General features: G+C 61.6%; 14 protein-coding genes and 1 pseudogene. 3 read left to right on the top strand and 12 right to left on the bottom strand.

Annotated features, from left to right (window positions below):
- Window positions 1-10: 10 nt before the first annotated feature.
- The 10 genes from AC1X6S_RS00290 to AC1X6S_RS00245 form a co-directional block, all read right to left on the bottom strand.
- The gene (locus tag AC1X6S_RS00290; protein ID WP_483404952.1) at window positions 11-1,450 is read right to left on the bottom strand and encodes an aldehyde dehydrogenase family protein; all 1,440 of its coding nucleotides are present in this window, start codon (window positions 1,448-1,450) and stop codon (window positions 11-13) included.
- Window positions 1,451-1,586: 136 nt separating this feature from the next.
- Entirely contained in the window at window positions 1,587-2,222 is a 636-nt protein-coding gene (locus tag AC1X6S_RS00285) for a class II aldolase/adducin family protein (RefSeq protein WP_483403849.1), read from the bottom strand.
- Window positions 2,219-3,529, bottom strand: coding sequence for an MFS transporter (locus AC1X6S_RS00280; protein WP_483403848.1), 1,311 nt, complete (start codon window positions 3,527-3,529; stop codon window positions 2,219-2,221). Before AC1X6S_RS00280 ends, AC1X6S_RS00285 begins: the two co-directional genes overlap by 4 nt.
- A complete protein-coding gene (locus AC1X6S_RS00275; protein ID WP_483403847.1) occupies window positions 3,526-4,830 on the bottom strand; it encodes an amidohydrolase family protein in 1,305 nt (434 codons plus the stop codon). The genes AC1X6S_RS00280 and AC1X6S_RS00275 overlap by 4 nt, the downstream gene beginning before the upstream one ends.
- Before the next feature lie 8 nt (window positions 4,831-4,838).
- On the bottom strand, window positions 4,839-5,594 hold the full coding sequence (locus AC1X6S_RS00270) for a nucleoside phosphorylase (protein WP_483403846.1): 756 nt from the start codon (window positions 5,592-5,594) through the stop codon (window positions 4,839-4,841).
- On the bottom strand, window positions 5,591-6,634 hold the full coding sequence (locus AC1X6S_RS00265; RefSeq protein ID WP_483403845.1) for a translation initiation factor eIF-2B alpha/beta/delta subunit family protein: 1,044 nt from the start codon (window positions 6,632-6,634) through the stop codon (window positions 5,591-5,593). The genes AC1X6S_RS00270 and AC1X6S_RS00265 overlap by 4 nt, the downstream gene beginning before the upstream one ends.
- A gap of 9 nt (window positions 6,635-6,643) precedes the next feature.
- Window positions 6,644-7,582: an ABC transporter permease gene (locus AC1X6S_RS00260; protein WP_483403844.1), complete on the bottom strand. Its 939-nt coding sequence runs from the start codon at window positions 7,580-7,582 to the stop codon at window positions 6,644-6,646.
- A 2-nt stretch (window positions 7,583-7,584) separates the two neighbouring features.
- Window positions 7,585-8,607, bottom strand: coding sequence for an ABC transporter permease (locus AC1X6S_RS00255; protein ID WP_483403843.1), 1,023 nt, complete (start codon window positions 8,605-8,607; stop codon window positions 7,585-7,587).
- Complete coding sequence (locus AC1X6S_RS00250; RefSeq protein WP_483403842.1) at window positions 8,604-10,199, bottom strand: ABC transporter ATP-binding protein; 1,596 nt, start codon at window positions 10,197-10,199, stop codon at window positions 8,604-8,606. The genes AC1X6S_RS00255 and AC1X6S_RS00250 overlap by 4 nt, the downstream gene beginning before the upstream one ends.
- Window positions 10,192-11,232 (bottom strand): BMP family ABC transporter substrate-binding protein, encoded by a 1,041-nt coding sequence (locus tag AC1X6S_RS00245; RefSeq protein ID WP_483403841.1) that lies wholly within the window; start codon window positions 11,230-11,232, stop codon window positions 10,192-10,194. Before AC1X6S_RS00245 ends, AC1X6S_RS00250 begins: the two co-directional genes overlap by 8 nt.
- 110 nt (window positions 11,233-11,342) lie before the next feature.
- Between AC1X6S_RS00245 and AC1X6S_RS00240 the strand changes: the two genes are divergently transcribed.
- Both AC1X6S_RS00240 and AC1X6S_RS00235 read left to right on the top strand, forming a co-directional pair.
- Entirely contained in the window at window positions 11,343-12,077 is a 735-nt protein-coding gene (locus tag AC1X6S_RS00240; RefSeq protein WP_483403840.1) for a GntR family transcriptional regulator, read from the top strand.
- Between the two features lie 99 nt (window positions 12,078-12,176).
- Window positions 12,177-12,597 (top strand): annotated as a pseudogene (locus tag AC1X6S_RS00235) (hypothetical protein); the annotation flags it as partial.
- 299 nt (window positions 12,598-12,896) lie between these two features.
- Here AC1X6S_RS00235 and AC1X6S_RS00230 read toward each other — a convergent pair.
- Both AC1X6S_RS00230 and AC1X6S_RS00225 read right to left on the bottom strand, forming a co-directional pair.
- Window positions 12,897-13,730, bottom strand: coding sequence for a TIGR02391 family protein (locus AC1X6S_RS00230; protein ID WP_483403839.1), 834 nt, complete (start codon window positions 13,728-13,730; stop codon window positions 12,897-12,899).
- Window positions 13,731-14,256: 526 nt separating this feature from the next.
- Window positions 14,257-15,213: a hypothetical protein gene (locus AC1X6S_RS00225; RefSeq protein ID WP_483403838.1), complete on the bottom strand. Its 957-nt coding sequence runs from the start codon at window positions 15,211-15,213 to the stop codon at window positions 14,257-14,259.
- Window positions 15,214-16,206: 993 nt separating this feature from the next.
- Between AC1X6S_RS00225 and AC1X6S_RS00220 the strand changes: the two genes are divergently transcribed.
- Window positions 16,207-17,196, top strand: a complete 990-nt coding sequence (locus AC1X6S_RS00220; protein WP_483403837.1) for a hypothetical protein — start codon at window positions 16,207-16,209, stop codon at window positions 17,194-17,196.
- The last annotated feature ends 50 nt before the right edge of the window (window positions 17,197-17,246 follow it).

Below are 17,246 nucleotides of genomic sequence, written 5' to 3'. Positions count from 1 at the left end.
ACAAGGATCATCAGTTCAAACTCGTCCACACGGTCTTGGTTTCGAGGTACGACTCAAGGTTGGCGTGCCCCATGTCGCGGCCGTAGCCGGATTGCTTGTAACCACCGAACGGTGCTGCGGCATCTGTTGCCCCGTACATGTTGATGTACACACTTCCTGCCTGAAGCATGCGAGCCAGTCGGTTTGCGCGTCCGATGTCACGAGTCCAGATACCGGCCGCGAGACCGTAGGGCGAGTCATTCGCCCGACGGGCAATGTCCTCTAGATCATCGAACGGCTGGACGACGACGACGGGGCCGAAGATCTCCTCACGCACGGCGGTGAACGAGTCGTTGACATCAGTGATCACGGTGGGCCGGACGTAGTAGCCTTCCGGATCGACATCGGACGGCAGCGATGACCCTCCGGTCGCAATCGTCGCCCCCTCTGCTGTTGCACCGTCGATGTATGCGCGAACTGTTTCATGTTGCCGAGCGCTGATCACCGGGCCAAGCGTCGTTGTGTCGTTGAAGCCGTGTCCCACGGTAAATTCGGAGGCGATGGCGGTGAGATTCTCCACCACCCTGTCGTAGATTTTGGATTCGACGTAAAGCCTAGATCCCGCCGCACAGGCTTGGCCGGAATTGAAGAAGATCGCGCTGGCTGCTCCGGCGGCAGCTTCCTCGATCGGGCTGTCGGCGAAGATGATATTTGGACTCTTCCCGCCGAGCTCAAGCGTCACGCGCTTGACCTGCGAGGCAGCACGCGCAGCAATGCGCTTGCCCACACCCGTTGATCCGGTGAAGGCGATCTTATCCACGCCGGGGTGATCAACCAGGGCTTCCCCTGCTTCATGCCCGTAGCCCGTCAGGATGTTCAGCACGCCGTCGGGCAGACCGGCATCGAGCGCTAATTGGCCCAGCCGAATTGCGGTGAGCGGGGTGTTCTCAGCGGGTTTGAGGATGATCGTGCACCCGGCGGCCAACGCTGGCGCGAGCTTCCATATCGCCATGAGTAGCGGGTAGTTCCATGGAACGATTTGAGCTACAACGCCCACGGGTTCCCGCTCGGTGCGCACCATCACATCCGGAACCGAGACAGGAATAGTGTTTCCCTCGATCTTTGAGGTCCAACCGGCGAAGTAGTCGAGATGATTGATCGCCAGCGGCACGTCCACCTTCTGAGCCGCGCTCTTGAGCTTTCCGCCGTCCAGCACCTCAAGTTCCACGATTTCAGCAGCATGTGTTTCGAGTAGTCGGGCGAATCGGCTCATGACGAGGCCGCGATCGAGGGCAGTCATCCTACGCCAGGGGGCCGGGGGCTCGAACGCGCGCCTCGCTGCCAGGACCGCTGCGTCGACATCCGCCTGACCCGCGACGGCCGCCGCCGCGATCTTTGTTCCCGTGCCGGGGTCGACTACGTCCATGACGTTTCCGGAGCGTGGGTCCACCATTTTGCCATCGATAAGCAGTTGTGGCGGGGCCGCCAGGAAGTCCTTTGTTACTTGGCTGACCTGAGCCAGGTGCGAAGTGTCGCTAGCGGGCTGTTCTGCAGTACTCACGGTGCTTCCTTCTTCAAATGGGTTTGTGGGGTCCGTGCCGAGCCGGCTATGCGTGACCGAGCGCCGCGAAGTCCTGCGGGGGGAACTCGATCGTGGTATTCCCTACAGCGAGCGCGCGGTAGGTGGCCATAGCCGCTTCTTCGAGGTTGAGGGCTCGCCGGAATGCCATCTCGATCGTCTCGCCCAGCGCTGAGCATCCGTGGTTGCTCATAATGACGCAGTTGTGCCGCACCGCTTGCTCGGCCGCTGAGTTCGCCAGCTCGTCTGATCCATTGGGGTAAAACGGCGTCGTTCCAATCGACTTCACGTAGTAGGCGTGGTCGAGGGTGATCAGCCGTACCGGATATCCAAGAGCATGCACCAGCACTGCGTACTGCGGGTGCACGTGCACTACCGCGTTGACATCGGGACGGTGTTCATATGAACGATGGTGAAGTTTCCATTCGCTAGAGGGTCGCGGGTCCCCGCTGAGGACCTCTCCTGACGCGGAAACCTCGGAGAAGTCGGACTCCCCCAGCTGGTCCAGCCAGGCGCCCGACCTAGTGATCACGAATGAGCCGCTCCCAGGAATTCTGGCCGAAAGGTTTCCGCCACTCGCAAGCACTAACCCTGCTTGGACGGCCGCGGCACCGACTCGCGCCAGTTCCAGAATCGTTTCCCTAGCTTCCTCACAGATGTTCACAATGTGTCTCCTATAGCTATAGATCGAAATGGCGGTTTGATTGTCAAAGTCGCCCAGGCGCCGAGGACCACCATCAAGCAAGTTGCAGCGCAAACCATCCAAAATGCGGAGGAGTAGCCCGCAGAATCCGCGATAAGTCCTGTCAACGGGCCACTGAGAGCCGAGCCAGCCACCATGCCGCTGGAGACCAGGGTCATCACAACCGTTGTGCGGTCCGGCGGTGCGGTGTACGAGGCAACGGCGAAAACGCTGACGAGGCTGGGGCCGAGCCCGATGCCGACTCCAAAGATGGCGATCATGACGAGGTGCTCGCTGCCCGTCTGAGGCAGCACAAGCGAGCAGCCGAAGGCGATCGTCGCTCCAGTTAGCCAACGCCACGGAAGCCAGAACTTGCTGGGTAAGAAGCCGGTGCCGAAGGCGGAGATCGCGGATCCGACGCCCATGATGGCATAGAGGAACCCGGCGGACGCCACGTCGCCCAGTGCACCCGCAAGAGCCGTCACCGCCACGAGCATGGCGCCAAACAGCATCCCAATGCTGAGCATCCCCAAGATCGGAATAGCCACGCGCGGCCGGAGAAGGTCATGTGGAGAACTAGTTGGCCGCATCGACGAATGACTGCGCCGGACCGCGCGGGTAGTCGGATGATGGGCAAACCACGACACGAAGATCAGGGTGACAGCCGCGGCGATCAGCAGCGGAGCGTAGTCATCGACCAAAAGAATGATCAGGCCGATCGCGAGGGGGCCGAACACGAAGGTCAGCTCGTCAGCAATCGACTCCCAGCTCATGGCTGCGGCGAGTGTGCGATCGCCTTGTGCGGTTCCCCGGGCACGTTCTAAGGCAATCCAACGAGCTCGCGCCAGCGGTCCGATCTGCGGGGCAGAGAAGCCAACCAGAAACGCGACGGCCAGGATGACGCCCAACGGTGCCTGCGCCTTTACCGCACCGACGATCGCTACGAGGGCTGCAGTGTTGACCAAGCCAACGATTTGCACGACGAAACGCTGCCCGTAACGGTCGGCGAGCCAGCCCACCAGGGGCGAGCCAAGTGCCGATCCTACTCCTAATGCGCCGGCCGCCAGGCCTCCGTCGCCGTAGGACTCGCGCGCCCACGCCACTAGCACTGTGATACCAACGGTGAACAGGGCCAGCGGAAAGCGGGCTACGAAGCTCAGCGGCAGAAAGCCCCACCCGCTCAGACGGGGAAGGTCGCGATAGCCTCCGTTTGAGCCCGGACCGGGCGTGGCATGAGCGGGACCCCCGGCTTGTTTAGTGGTGTCCTTGATGTCCCCCGTGGCGGTCACGAAGCACCAGCCTCGATCGCGGCTTGAGCCAGCTCGAGGAGCGCGGCCCGTTCATCAATGGTCGTGAGGATTCCGTCGCGGAGAAGCACCCGTCCGCCGATGATGGTGTACCGTACATCGCTGGCGGAGGAACCATAGACGATTGCCGACCACGGATCCTGCGTCGGCGCCGAGTTCAGTGTGTCGACGCGTACCACTTGGAGGTCGGCACGCATGCCTATCTCCAGTGTTCCGACGTCGCGCAGGCCAACGCTTCTGGCACCGTCCACTGTGCCCATACGGATGGCCTGCTGCGCCGTGATCACAGTTGGGTCTATTCTCGCGCCCTTGTGCAGCAACGCGGCCATCCGTACAGAGCTGAGCATGTCTACCGCGCCCGCCGACGCCGCACCATCGGTACCGATCCCGACGGCCACTCCCGCGGCCAGCAACGCGGGAACAGGTGCTATCCCGCAACCCAACTTGAGATTGGAGATTGGACAATGAGAGACGGATGCACCAGCCTCGGCAATGAGGCGAATGTCGTTCTCGCTCAGTTGGACTGAGTGAGCCAGAACCGTCGCCTGGCCGAGGAGCTGCACCCTGGCCAACACCTCAACTGGGCTGCCGCCGTGAAGGCTTTCGACAGAAGACACTTCCGCGTGATTCTCAGCACAGTGCGTATTGATTCGAGCGCCGTGGCGGCTGGCAAGCTGACGAATTCGACGAAGCTGGGCGTCATCCAGGGTGTAGGTCGAATGTGGCATGACCCAGAGATCCTCGTGCGGGCGCTCCGACCGATGTGCCTGAAGAATCTCGTCGGCCAGTTCAAGGAGGCGCTCGAAGTCTCGGCCCTCCGGATCGGTATCGCCCATAAACGTTGGCCCGTTTAAGAGCCGGAACCCCGTTTCCGCCGCTACCGCGCGGGTAGCTTGTGGGTACCAGTACATATCAAGCGCCGTCGTCGTACCGCCCTTCAAGCATTCGGCGATCGCCGCCCGTGCGCCGACCGCGACCATCTCCCCGCTTAGGACCCGTAATTCGGCGCTGACGAGCCGCTCGAGAAACTCCTCGAGCGTCACATCGTCAGCAGCGCCGCGGAAGACGTTCATCGCAAGGTGCGTGTGGGTGTTGACCCAACCGGGTAGCACAACACACCCCGGACTGTCGATCACATCGGTGGCCTCATATCGCGCGAGGAGTTCCGGAACCGGCCCCAGGTCGACAATGATGCCGTCACGGACAGCCACACCTCCACGTGGCACGACAGTCCCCTCCTCATCAACGGTGAGTAGGCTCCCGCCCCCGACGATGAGGTCCACAGCTGTGATCATTGCGTCGGTACGGGCAGAGCCGGCAAGGCGACAAGAGCATCGAGGGTAACCGCGATCCCCCGCATAACGCCCTCCGCCACGACGTCGCGATGCGGGTCGTATCCCGTCGTGTCGACCAAGTCGTCGGCGGCGGTCCCGTCGATGACCAGTGCCCCGGCCGCGCGGACGCCGCGAGTGCTTGCCAGCACCAGGAGTGCGGAAAGTTCCATCTCGATGGCGAGCACTCCCATTTTGACGTATCCGGATAGGCCGAGATCGATCACACCTGGGTAGAAGGCGGCGCGGGTCCACACCACGCCGCGATGGGACGGCGCGTTGTTGAGACGCGCGGCTTCGGCCAAGGCCAGAACCGCTTCCGGTGCGGACGCGGCGGGGTAGCTCTCCGGAACCAATTGGTGAGTCACTCCATCGTCACGAACGCAGGAGTCCGCGATGATGAGGTCACCATCGGAGATGCCCTTCTGCAGCGAGCCCGCCGTGCCCAAGCGGATGATGGTGTCGACACCCGCGTCCATCAGTTCCTGGAATTGGCAGATCGCGCCGGGTCCTCCCACGCCGTGGGAGGACACGACGACGTCTACGCCCTTCCACCGGCCACGGAACGTCCGGTATTCCCGTCTGTGGGCTACTTCCTGAGTGTCGGTCAGCAGCTCAGCGATTCGCGCTGCGCGGAACGGGTCGCCAACGACGAGCGCACGTGTGGGTAGACCGGTCGTGGGGACGCCGGTGACCGGAAAAGTTTCAATGATCATGCTGTCTCCTGGGTGTAATACGACGCCATGTCGTTGGGGGCAAAACGGCCGCGATCGGTCACGATCGCGGAGATAAACCGGGCGGGGGTTGCATCGAACGCGGGGTAGATTCCAGTCACCAGGGACGACGCAGTCCGATTGCCTAAAGCAGAGAGGACTTCATCGCCATTCCGGTCTTCGAAGTCGATATCGGCAATGGTGCGAGCGACGGAGTCCGGGGCCTGCACCAACGCGACGTATGGCACGTCCAACGCTTGGGCCGCAATGGCAATCTGCAGGGTGCCAATTTTGTTGACTACGCTGCCGTCCATGGTGACCCGGTCGGCCGCGGTAATGAAGAGATCGATTTCGCCCCGGGACATCAGGTGCGCTGGCATTGCATCAGTCACGAGCCGGGTCGGCACACCCATTTCCGCGAGGCTCTCCGACGTGAGCCTCGCGCCTTGGAGGTACGGTCTGGTCTCGGTGCAGATCGCCTGAATCTTCTTCCCGGCATCGAGTGCGGCTGCGACGGTGTAAGTGAGATATGCGTCTGCCCAGCAATGGGTGAGGATTGTGGCGCCATCGGGGATAAGCTCGGCCGCGTGCCTACCGAGACTCTCACTACGGTGGTGGTAGGTCAAGGCTGCCGCCTCTGCCCCCGCCGTCACTGCAGGAGTGAGGTCCTCTCCGCGGTCGAGGGCAGCATCCGCGACCTGGAGCAGCAGCGTGACGACTTCGCGGATGTGGTTGTTCGTTTTCCTGGTGCTCTTCAAACGGGTGCCGGACGCGTGAATTGCCGCGCGGCGAGCCTCAATACTCGACTCCAGATCAGCAGCACGCGCGGCCAGCGCCATGCCCCCGGCCGCAGCGAACCACGGCCCGCTGCTCTGCGTGATCATGGATTCGATGGCCACGGCAACGTCTTCTACGCTCTGACATGTGACCCACTTTTTTTCGAATGGGAACACCCTGCGATCCAGGATGCGAACGACATCGTCCTCAAGCATCACGCTCCGCGCGACCAAGGTGGGCTGGACAGTCTTCACGGTAATTGACATTTCTCCTCCTCAGGAATGTGGCGTAGGTGCCTTGGGTCCGGCGAGCACGGGCTCGGGACTCGGGGGCTTCAGCATGGTGAGGCCCCTGGCTCGGCGCGTTTGATGTGCACCACGGCGCGCACTGACGATGATCAGCGCAACAAGGGTGATGAAGTACGGCGCTGCCGTGGTGAATTGGGACGGAAGGCCGATCCCCTGCAGCCGGAAGCCGACTGCCTCGGTCGTCGCGAAGAGGAGGGCGCCGATGAGTGCCCCAACGGGAGTTGCCCGGCCCAGCATCACCACCACGACTGCGACCCAGCCACGACCGGCTGTCATGTTCTCCGAAAAGAGCACAACGTTTCCTAACGCAAGTTGGGCACCGGCCAAACCGCACAGAGCACCGGAGGCAATGACGGCAGCGTGCTGGTAACGCTTCACGTTCACGCCCAGGCTGCGTGCGGCCCCAGGCATCTCGCCGACACCCTGAAGGCGGAAGCCCCAGACGGTCCTACGCAGAAAGACCACGGCAATCGGCACCAGCATCCAAGCGAGATAGCTGAGCGGCGACTGGTTGCCGATCATCGGGAGGCCCTGAAGGGTCGGATCTTGAAACGTGCCTTGTGCACCGAGCACGGTGCGAACCAGGAACGAGGTGAGACCGACCGCGAGCAGATTGAGTGCGATGCCGACGATAATCGGGTCTGCCCCGAGGGTGACGGAAACGTACGACAATATCGCTGCCATCAAGGCACCCGCCACCAGGGCGACCAAGACTCCGAGCCAGGCAGAGTCCGTGAACCAGCTCCCCGCAACCGCGGCGAAGCAGCCGACGAGCATCAGCCCTTCGAGTCCGATGTTGAAGACCCCAGCTCTCTCACACAGCAAGCCACCTAGAGCGGCGAGCAGGATGGGGGCGAGCGCTCGCAGTATCGACTCCAGCAGAGCAGCGTCAAACAATGCGGTCATGATCAAGCCACTTTCTGGTTCTTACGGGCGCGCAGCGCGAGCGCACCGGCGAGCAGGATGATGACGGTTGCCTGCAGGATCGAACCCAACTCGCGGGGCACCAGAGTCTCGCGCTCCATTGCGGCGCCTCCGACCTGCAGCGCGGTAAAGAAGACAGCAGCGACGACGGTACCGAGCGGGTTCGCCCGAGCCAGCATGGCCGCCAGTAGGCCGGTCCATACGTACGCCGGTGAGACAAGCGCGCCGTCAATGAAACGGAAGGGGAACGCGGTGACGATGAGGGCCCCCACGACGCCAGCGACGGCTCCGCCGCTTGCCATAACCCGATGCGTGATGGAACTCACAGACACACCGGAGTACTCGGTGAACCTGCGGTTGTTGCCGGTGAGCCGGATCTCGAACCCAATCGGGGTCTTCCGGTCGATGACCACTGTGATCGCGATGACGATCAGTACGACGAGGAGCGCGCCAGTAATCTTTCCAAATTCAGGCATTTGGAATGCTGGAGGCAGCACTGGTGTCTGCGGCAGGCCGGTGCCCTGATCGAGGAGGGGGAATCGCACCAAAAAGCTGGCTAGGGCGACAAGGGGGTAGCTAAGAAGGAGCGAGCTGATTAGCAGCGGCACCTTCAGCCGGGTCTCCATAATGGCTGGGATCAAACCCACGACCGCCCCGACCACCGCCGACGAGGTGATGGCGAATAGAAGTGCGATGGGTGCGGGTAGATCACTGAACCAGGAGGCAATGATCACCGCGGTGATGCCTCCTGCGACCAGTTGGCCTTCCCCACCCAGGTTGACCGATCCCGCTCGTAGCGGGATCGAAACCGCCAACGCGCAGCCCACAATCGGGATGGCCATGGCGAGCGTCGTGCTCCATCCGAGCGGTCCCAACGACCCGGCCGCGATGGCTGCATACGCCTCGATGGGGTTGCTACCGCTGATCAGCATGAGTGCACTGCCAATCAGCAGGGCCAGGCCGCTCGCCGCCGCGACTGGCGCAAGTGAGGTCAACATGTACTTCATCGGCTCTCCTCCTCTGTCCGAGATTCGACGGCGCCGGAATGGGAGTCGTTTCTGTATATTCCGGTCATAGCCAAGCCGATGTTTTCCTCACTGGCTTCGGAACGCGCAAACTCTTCGACGATGTCACCGTCGTACATGACGAGGATTCTGTCGGCGAGAGCGAACAGCTCGCTAAGTTCAGCGGAGGTCAACAGGATGGCGTTGCCACCATCGCGGTACGCGCGAAGGCGAGCGTGAATGTTCTCGATAGCCCCGATATCGACGCCACGGGTGGGCTGATCCACGAGAAGTACTGGAGCGTTGTGAGTCATCTCGCGGCCGACGATCACCTTTTGCAGGTTTCCGCCGGAGAGCGTGCCCGCTTCGACGCCCGGTCGAGAGACTTTGATTCCGAAATCCTGGATGATCGATTCCGCGTGCCGTTTGAGAACGGAGCGGTCCATCCGCCAGCCGCGTTTCATGGGCGCGGCGCGGTGGAAGCCCATCGCCAGATTGTCGGCCACCGACGCGTCCACTGCGGAGCCGACTCCTCGTCGATCCTCCGGGATGTATGCGACGCCGTGCTGGCGACGTTTTGCCGCTGAGTATGTCGTGAGATCGGTGCCGTCGAGCTTGACACTGCCTGTCGCTCGAGCGCCGGTTCCTGCAATGGCTTCGAGTAACTCCGTCTGGCCGCTTCCGGCTACCCCTGCAATGCCGACGATCTCACCACGCCGGACGACGAGGTTCGCATTCTTGACGGTGGTGACTCCCTCTGAGCTGCGCACCGTGAGCCCGGAGACCTCCAGTGCCACTCCCGTCGGATCACCCGGTTTATAGCCACCGTCGAGATCCACATCGCGGCCGGTCATGTGTCGGGCTATCTCGGCGGGGCTGGTGGACCGGGTCTCAGCGGTCGCCACAGACATGCCATCGCGGAGCACCGTGATTCGGTCGCTGAACTGCATGACCTCGCGAAGCTTGTGGGTCACCACGACAATCGTGCATCCGTTATCGCGGAGTTGCCGCAAAACGGCGAAGAGTCCGTCTACTTCTTGCGGGGTGAGCACGGCTGTCGGCTCGTCGAGTATGAGCACGCGGGCCTCACGGTGGAGCGCCTTCAATATCTCAACGCGTTGCAGGATGCCGACGGAGAGCTGGCTGGCTCTGGCCCGGGGGTTGACCTTCAGGCCGAATCTCTCCGTGAGCTCTGCCACACGCCGTTCGGCTGCCGATCGACTCAGGAAAATGTTTCCCCGCGTCGGCTCAGACCGGAAGACGACGTTCTCTGCGACCGTCAGCGACGGGAAGAGCTTGAACTCTTGATGCACCATTCCGATTCCGGCTACGGATGCCGCCACCGGCGATGGCAAGGAGACAATCTCGCCGTTGAGCAAAATGTCGCCTGAGGTCGGTGAATCGAGTCCGCTGAGAATCGACATGAGAGTGGACTTCCCTGCCCCGTTCTCGCCGACAAGGGCGTGGATCTCACCTGGGTTAAGGGTGAGATTCACGCTGTCGTTCGCGATGACACCGTTGCCGAAACGCTTGCTAACACCGCGCATCTCGACTCGGGTGCCGTTCGCGGGGAACGGATTGTGGGTGCTACGCAACTGCGGGATCATTGACGGTGATCTCTCCCGCGACGATCTTGTCGCGAATGACCTTCAGCTCATCGATCACATCGGTGTGCTCGGCGATGACGCAACCGGAGTCGGCGACATCGTCCTTCAGACCTGTTAGTGAAATCGCACCTTCAGCAAGACCGTATGACATGACGCCGGACGTTTCCCCATCGAGAATGCTCTTCACGGAGTTGATGATGACGACGTCCACATCTTTGAGCACGTTGTCGACGATCGATCCGGGTGCGGTCGCGCATTGGTTGGTGTCAACACCGTAGGCGAGGAAGCCCTCATTCTGTGCGGCATCGAATACACCCGAGTTGCCGCCGGCCGAAGCGGCCATCATGATGTCGACCCCCTTGTTGGCCAATGACAGTGCCTGCTCTTTGGCACGACCCGGATCGTTGAATGGGTTCTGGCCGCCGAGATAAAGCGGGGTAAACTCAATGCTCTCGTTCGTGTACTTCGCGCCCTCGCCAAACGGGTCGGAGAAGCGGCGGATCTGCGGCGTGTCGAGAGCGACCACCGCTCCGACTTTGCTGCTTTGCGTCAGCAGGCCCGCTTCCGCACCGGCGAGGAATACGCCTTCGTGCTCGCGGAACACCGCGCAACTCACATTTGGGAGTTCCGCTTCGATACAGCCGTCCACGAACAGAAAGTTCTGCTCGGGGTTCCTCGGAGCGAGCGAAGTTATCGAGTCAATGAACTCGAACCCGATTGCGACGATAACGTCCGGCTGCGCCGCGATAGCAGCCTCAAGCTGCTGGCTAACCCGGCTGATGTCCTTGCTTTCAAAGATACGCGCGGTTCCTTCTACAGCCTCAGCGGCATCCTTAATGCCCGAAATGGAGAGTTGAAGGAATTGGTTCGCACCGGCTGGTTCTGGCGTCACCAGAATGAGTGACGGACCCTCGACCTGTGCGTTGGAGGCAGGTGACGCGGAGCAACCCGCGAGTCCGATACCGACCGCGCCGACGGCGAGGATCGCCAGTACGCGAGTAGCCGCTGTTCTTTTAGCCAATTGATGCATCATTGCCTCCTGGAAGAATTTGTAAGACGTTTGACGTATTACGTCCTGCGATTGGGTCTACAGTAGAGGCTGTATCGCGGAATAGTCAACACGGAGGCAAAATGGCCAAGTCGCAGCTTCGAGACCAGAGGTCGCTGCCCCTCCAACTCAGCGAGGCACTTCGAGCACGGATCATCGCCGGCGAGTGGGCGCCGGATCAGAGCTTGCCCTCGGAGCAAGCACTCGCGGATGAAGTGGGCGTAAGTCGACCTACGGTTCGGGCCGCGCTCCGCATCCTGATGTCCAGCGGACTCATTCGGGTGCGTCAGGGGGCTGGGACGTTCGTCACTTCACGGGGAACCAGCGTTGTTGCTGGCCTTCAGGAGCTTCGCTCAACGAGTGAACTGATCGCTGAACAACGCCAGGGGTCAGAGATCGTCTATCGGAAGCGCGTACTGCGGGAAGCAACCGTCGAGGAATCGGCTCGGTTCGACACGGACGAACCACTTCGGGTCATTGACATCGAGCGTTGCTTCACTGCGGAAGGCAAGGTCGTCGCATTCGAGTGGTCCCTCATCAACGCCAACCTGCTCCCGGCCGACCTCTCCCCTGACCAGATCACCGGATCTGTTTTCGCACTCCTGGAACCGCTGGGCCTGATCCCTGACCAATCCATCGCAAAGGTGAACGCCGTCAACGACGAATCAATCGCCTGGCCGGGACTCGAACCTGAGCAACCGCTATACCTGAGCCTGACTCAACAGTCCTACAAATATGACGGTCGTGTCGTTTCATGGTCACGAACATTCTTCACCGAGGGAAACTTCGAGTTCGTACTCGTCCGGACACGCGGATAGCTTCCGGCGCTTAGGTCCGGCAGCAACGTCAGTGGGCACGACCCGCGAGATGGAGCCGCGCATGAATCGTTAGTTGGACGATCCTCGCGTCTTCCGCACCTGCTCACCCCGGAAGAGGCCGAGGTCGAGTGGATCGAGCTGAACCGATGGGTTAATTGGCTACGACGTACCTACGGGCTCCCGGCGTCCGTCGTGCGGCCGTTCTGGCACCGGCACCCCGAAATCGTCTGGGAACTCTCCGCACTACACCTGCATTGGCTATGCGCCTATGACCCCCGACCAACACGGCTCGGCACCGTTCGGATGGCACCGTGACTTCGCCGATGCCAGACAGCGTCTTCGCGATTGGGTCGCAACGGCCGGGACGCGCCTCGAGCGAGACCGGCCGACGCGCCAGACAGCCTGGCCAGGCGAACCACCAACGGACGCCGTTGAAGACGTCGTCGTTGCGGACCGCGAAGAGGATCTCGTGCAGTTCGTCGTTGACGACGTCCGGCGACGGCGGAGGCCCAGACCCGCTTCTCCGCACGTGCCGACTCTTTCTGATTCACCGAACATCCTCATAGCGCGTCGAGGCTCCCGTCGCCCGGTATCGGTCAGCAAGATGCGATTGTCCGCCGCTCAACGCGAATTCCGCCGAACAGGTCTTACGGACGCGGTTCTCACTCCTTCTCGCGGAAGCCTGTGATCCGAGTCACCTTTGCATTGAAGCTCCCTCATGCGAACGCGTCGTCGTCTCGGGACCGTCCATCAGGTTACTCAGGGAAGTTACTTGGGCGATTGCTCCGCCGAAGCGGTGGTTGGACCCGCCCCCACGGGTCACTCTTCGACGGGGTGTGCGACCTCGCAGTGATCCACGAAGTGAGCTAAGACGCTCAGGGTTGCTAGCCGTTCGAGTGCGGCTTGTTCAGACAGTGGTTCGTTCTGGTGCGTTGCAGGGTTCCGAATCACCATGTTCGCGCCCGGTGCGAACTGCCTTAGGCCGTCCTGCATCGTCTTCACATGTTGATTCGTCTGGTCGCCTGGCCACCGGAGACGTGCCTTCCCAGGCCGTGGGGCGTCTTGGGCGAACGCCTGCTGCCACAGTGATGTATCCGGCGCATCGTTTCGATCTGTCAGTTGCTTCATCTGACCGCTCACTGCCTCAGCGGCCGCCGAGACGGCCTGGCGTAGGTGGCCATCGTTCCAAAGCCGCTGCGCGGCCGACCACACAAGCGGGTGCAGGAGCGACGGGTGGATCGTTGGCGACGAGAGGGCGTCGGCGCGGGCTCGCAGTCCTTCGAGACGCCCGGCCGCCTGTAGGCAACATCCGCGGACCGTGGATGCCTCAAGCACCGGCTTCGGCTCTGTTATGCGCTCCCAGTTTATGAACGGATCTATCTCGCCGGCGCCTTGCACGAATATGCGCACGCCCGTCACCGAACTCAAATCCATGAGCGAGCCGGCAAGTCTATTCAGCTCAGTGGTCAAAGCACGTACGCGCTGCTCATCCACACCTTCTTTCGGAAACACGGCCGGTGCGACCCCACGGGTAAAGGATCCCGGCCCGACGTTCTCGACGTGATGTGTCATGAACTCGTCAAATGCGGCGATGAATCTATCGAGTCGGGCGGAGAGGAAGTCGAGGTAATCCGTGCTGGTTCTTGGGTCCATGCCTTGAGTGTCTCAGACAGCCATCGACATAGGCGTTATCGACGTAGGAGGCGTGACGCGCGACAGGCCGTACGCGGGCGGCGCCGAAGGGTGGGGTGTCTCATTCGGCACCCCGCTGCGCTAATGACGTTCACCTCGGGAGCGGTGAGCGCGTCCGGGATATGCGGCTCGCGGTGCAGACGACCAATGTGGTCCATCGGTTTGCGCGCCCTAGATGCTTCACAGCGCTCGCCCCGGAGATCTACTACCGGCCGTGACGCATTCATAAAGTGACTCTTCCTGTTCGCCTCGTTGATGACAGAAGTTGGCGTCGTTGGGTCAAAGACACGCAGGAGGGAGTACCGGAAGCTGTTCGGGTTGATGTTTCGCAGTTCGACGTTGCCGCCGTGGCCATTGGTGGCGTAGACGCCCCAGCGTTGACAGGTGCTTTCTGCACCGTCGGCTTTGCCTACGTACAGCAGCTCGAGGCCCCAGCCGTCAGCGGGAGGAGCGGTGACAATTCCGAGTGCCCGGTTGGTGTCGTCGGCTACTCCTTTACGCGGAGCTCGATCCGCCCGTTGTAGTCGCCGTCGGCCATTAGGTTGACGAGGTTGATGGGTTCTCCGTCGTCCGCTGCAGATATTTCGACACGTTTGCCTTGGAAGCGAATCCGCACTTCACCTTCGTAGTGGAGTTCATCGAGACCATTGAGGGTGAAACCGGTTCTCTTGACCCAGTCCTTCAGAAATCTGGCCTGCGTAAGCTCATCGCCATCTCTGAGCCCATCGGACGCGGCAGTCAACGCATCCTGAACAGTCCGGTGAATCACTTTGAGCAACCTATGCACTGTGAGAGGGCTCAGATCTGCCTCAGGCTCCAGGAATTCTGCAAAGCTCCGGCCGTGCTGCCCCAGCACGTAGTGCCGGTCTCCGAAACCCTGAGCCGCCTCTTTATCGGACGGCGGCGATGTGTCGACGATCGCGAGAAGTCGAGATTCAAGGCTCTCGGCATCCGCCCGGGTGCCAAACGTTCCATAACCGTGCGCGTATGTGTTGCGAAGCTCAGCTATGACATCCATACCATGGGAGTCGATGTTGAACGGCGACTTCAACATTGTCTTATAGAACAGCGTGGCGTCTGATCGAGTCCACGCTTTCCCATTTGTAAAAATGATTCCCTCGGCATCGGTGAAAAAGACTGCCGCGGCTTTCGCGAGAGTCAGTTCCGCAAGAGATACGGCCCTAACGAGAACCATCAAACCGAGATGCTGGGAGACCAGAACCGGGTCAGCACCAACCGTTTTCTCGGCTTCCCAGTAGACATCACCTTCGTCGTGGGACTCCGGATCGAGGTGTTGACTTGCATCTTCCACCGCGCGATCGTATGCCGCGGCAAACGCATTGATGTGCGCACGGTGAAACCCGACAAGCTGCTGGAACTCGTCTTCGAAAGCGCGGCCTACCGTGTCATGGATCGTCCAGTACCAGGCTGCAGTGTCGTTCACGGTCCGGATTCTATCGAGGCAGTGTTGAACCGGCCCTACGCCGCGCCCGCAGCGTTTCGTGGATCACCTCCTCACGCGATTTGTTCAAAGCGCGAACTGCCCCAGCTCTAGTTGACTGGACCTGCCCCCACAGCTTGGGTTCAACAAACCCCTAGCAGCTTCATCTGGAGTTATGGAACGCATGCTCGTTTCGCGCTGAGCACACAATGGCAACTCGAGGCGCTGTGTCTATGTACCCCCGTTGGGGATGCGCCAAGGTCTCCTCTCCCAACATCGAGGGGTTCGTGTCCATCTTTTTGATGGAGCCAGCTACTACTTCAGGCCGGACGTGCAAGCGCGGCTCGTATCTCAGTCAAGTCCTCGGCGTCAACGGGTCAACGGCGTGGACAGCGACCGCTCCCCGTCTCCCGCAGCCACCGTGCGCAGCAGGTATTTGTAGCCATTGCCGGCACTCATCACCCGCATCGACACCGTCACCGGGACACCTCCCATATTGCTTAGGAGGTGTGCCGCCTCGATCTGCAAGAGGCGTGGCACTTCAACGTCGTCGGCCAGGCACGTTCAACGTCGTCGGCGCATCACGTAAACGACGCGGAGTCGGAGCGCACCAGAATCAGTAGATTTCGATCTTCTGAGCGATGTCGCACGGCCCGAGTGCGTGGGGGATGCGTGACCGAAATGTTCGTCGCGACGTTCGCGAGTGTTTTCGTGATCCTGGCACTGGCCACCGCGGATGCGCGTCCTCCCGAGTCGAGGCGGACCCGGTGTCGACACCCAAGGAAACGCCGCTGGCCCTCAGCATCCTCATGCCCGACATCGGGCCATATCCGTCACCTCAGCCGCTCTCCGACGAAGACAAAAACTCTGCGATCGGAGGTCGAAAACTGGGAAGTGGGCCATCGCCACGGCGCTGTGATGGAGAAGCCGATCACGGTTGAGCGGGTCTAAGTCCGCGAGGCCGTGAACTTTCGCACCCTTAAGTAGGATCGTGCCATGACAGACGAAGAGGCAGAGCCGGCATACTCGTACACGCTCGCTCACCTTGGGGACGACGAGGCGACGTCTGGCGCGCTGCTCTACATGCTCAACGAGAAGTCCCTCGGTGCTGTCCTCTTCGGCCAGATCATGTGGCTTCTGCCCGACGTGTCCCAGTGGCGTCTGACGATCACCGGCGACATCGTTGCAACCGTCAACGAGGTCGAGGGGCGCGGCGACGACAACGCGTACACCACAGACCGGGGCGCGGGTCACGTCGGAGCCCGCACGATCGGCCGTGATGACGGCACATTCGACATCATTATCTCGGAGCACGTCTTCTTCGCCACGAGAGAGGATGTGAAGGGCCTCGATGAACTGGTGGCCCACGCGCTGTCGGCCGGCGCGCACATCGCGCTCCACGAGGCCGGACACGTTGCACTCCACTTGCGAGGCGAAGACGGCGACCGCTACCAAGACCTGCCATCCCTCGACCCAACGCCGCACGCGTGGCGGAAGCACTTGGCTGCGCACGTGGACGATAATCGCATCGAGCAGTTGACCACAAAGCGCGCGCCCTCACCACTGTTGCAAGTCGACCACCTAGGCGACGCGATCGCGCACCTGCGGGAACAGTTGAACGAGGCGAAACGAACGTGGCGCTCTGAAATCAGGGACGCGTTGTACCGCAGCATGACCGCCGCGAACGGGCTGATCCGAGTGTTCGCTTACCTAGCCGCTGAACTCGGAGTCGAAGACGGGAAAGCCGTTCGCCCTGCGGTTTTGCCCGAGGGTTGGGCCGAGTACGTCGAGGACAGCTGGGACGCGTGGAGCCATAACTTCGACAGGCTCAGGCCAGCGGACGAACCGATGACCGTCGAGGAGCTGACGGTGGTGTTGAGCGACCTCTGCCGACTGGCGGATGCGTGGCTCCGCTCGGTTGGTCTCGACTACGGGATGAACGAAGACCTCGACGAGTACGTGTACTGGACCAAGGACCGGTACTAGCGGGACCATAGGCGTGTCCACCGTGTAAGGCCGTTTGCGTTCTTGGAAAA

This window comes from Mycetocola sp. Y442 (genome assembly GCF_056898615.1).
Note: the sequence above shows the minus strand (reverse complement) of the source record. Positions and strands in the feature narration are given on the sequence as shown.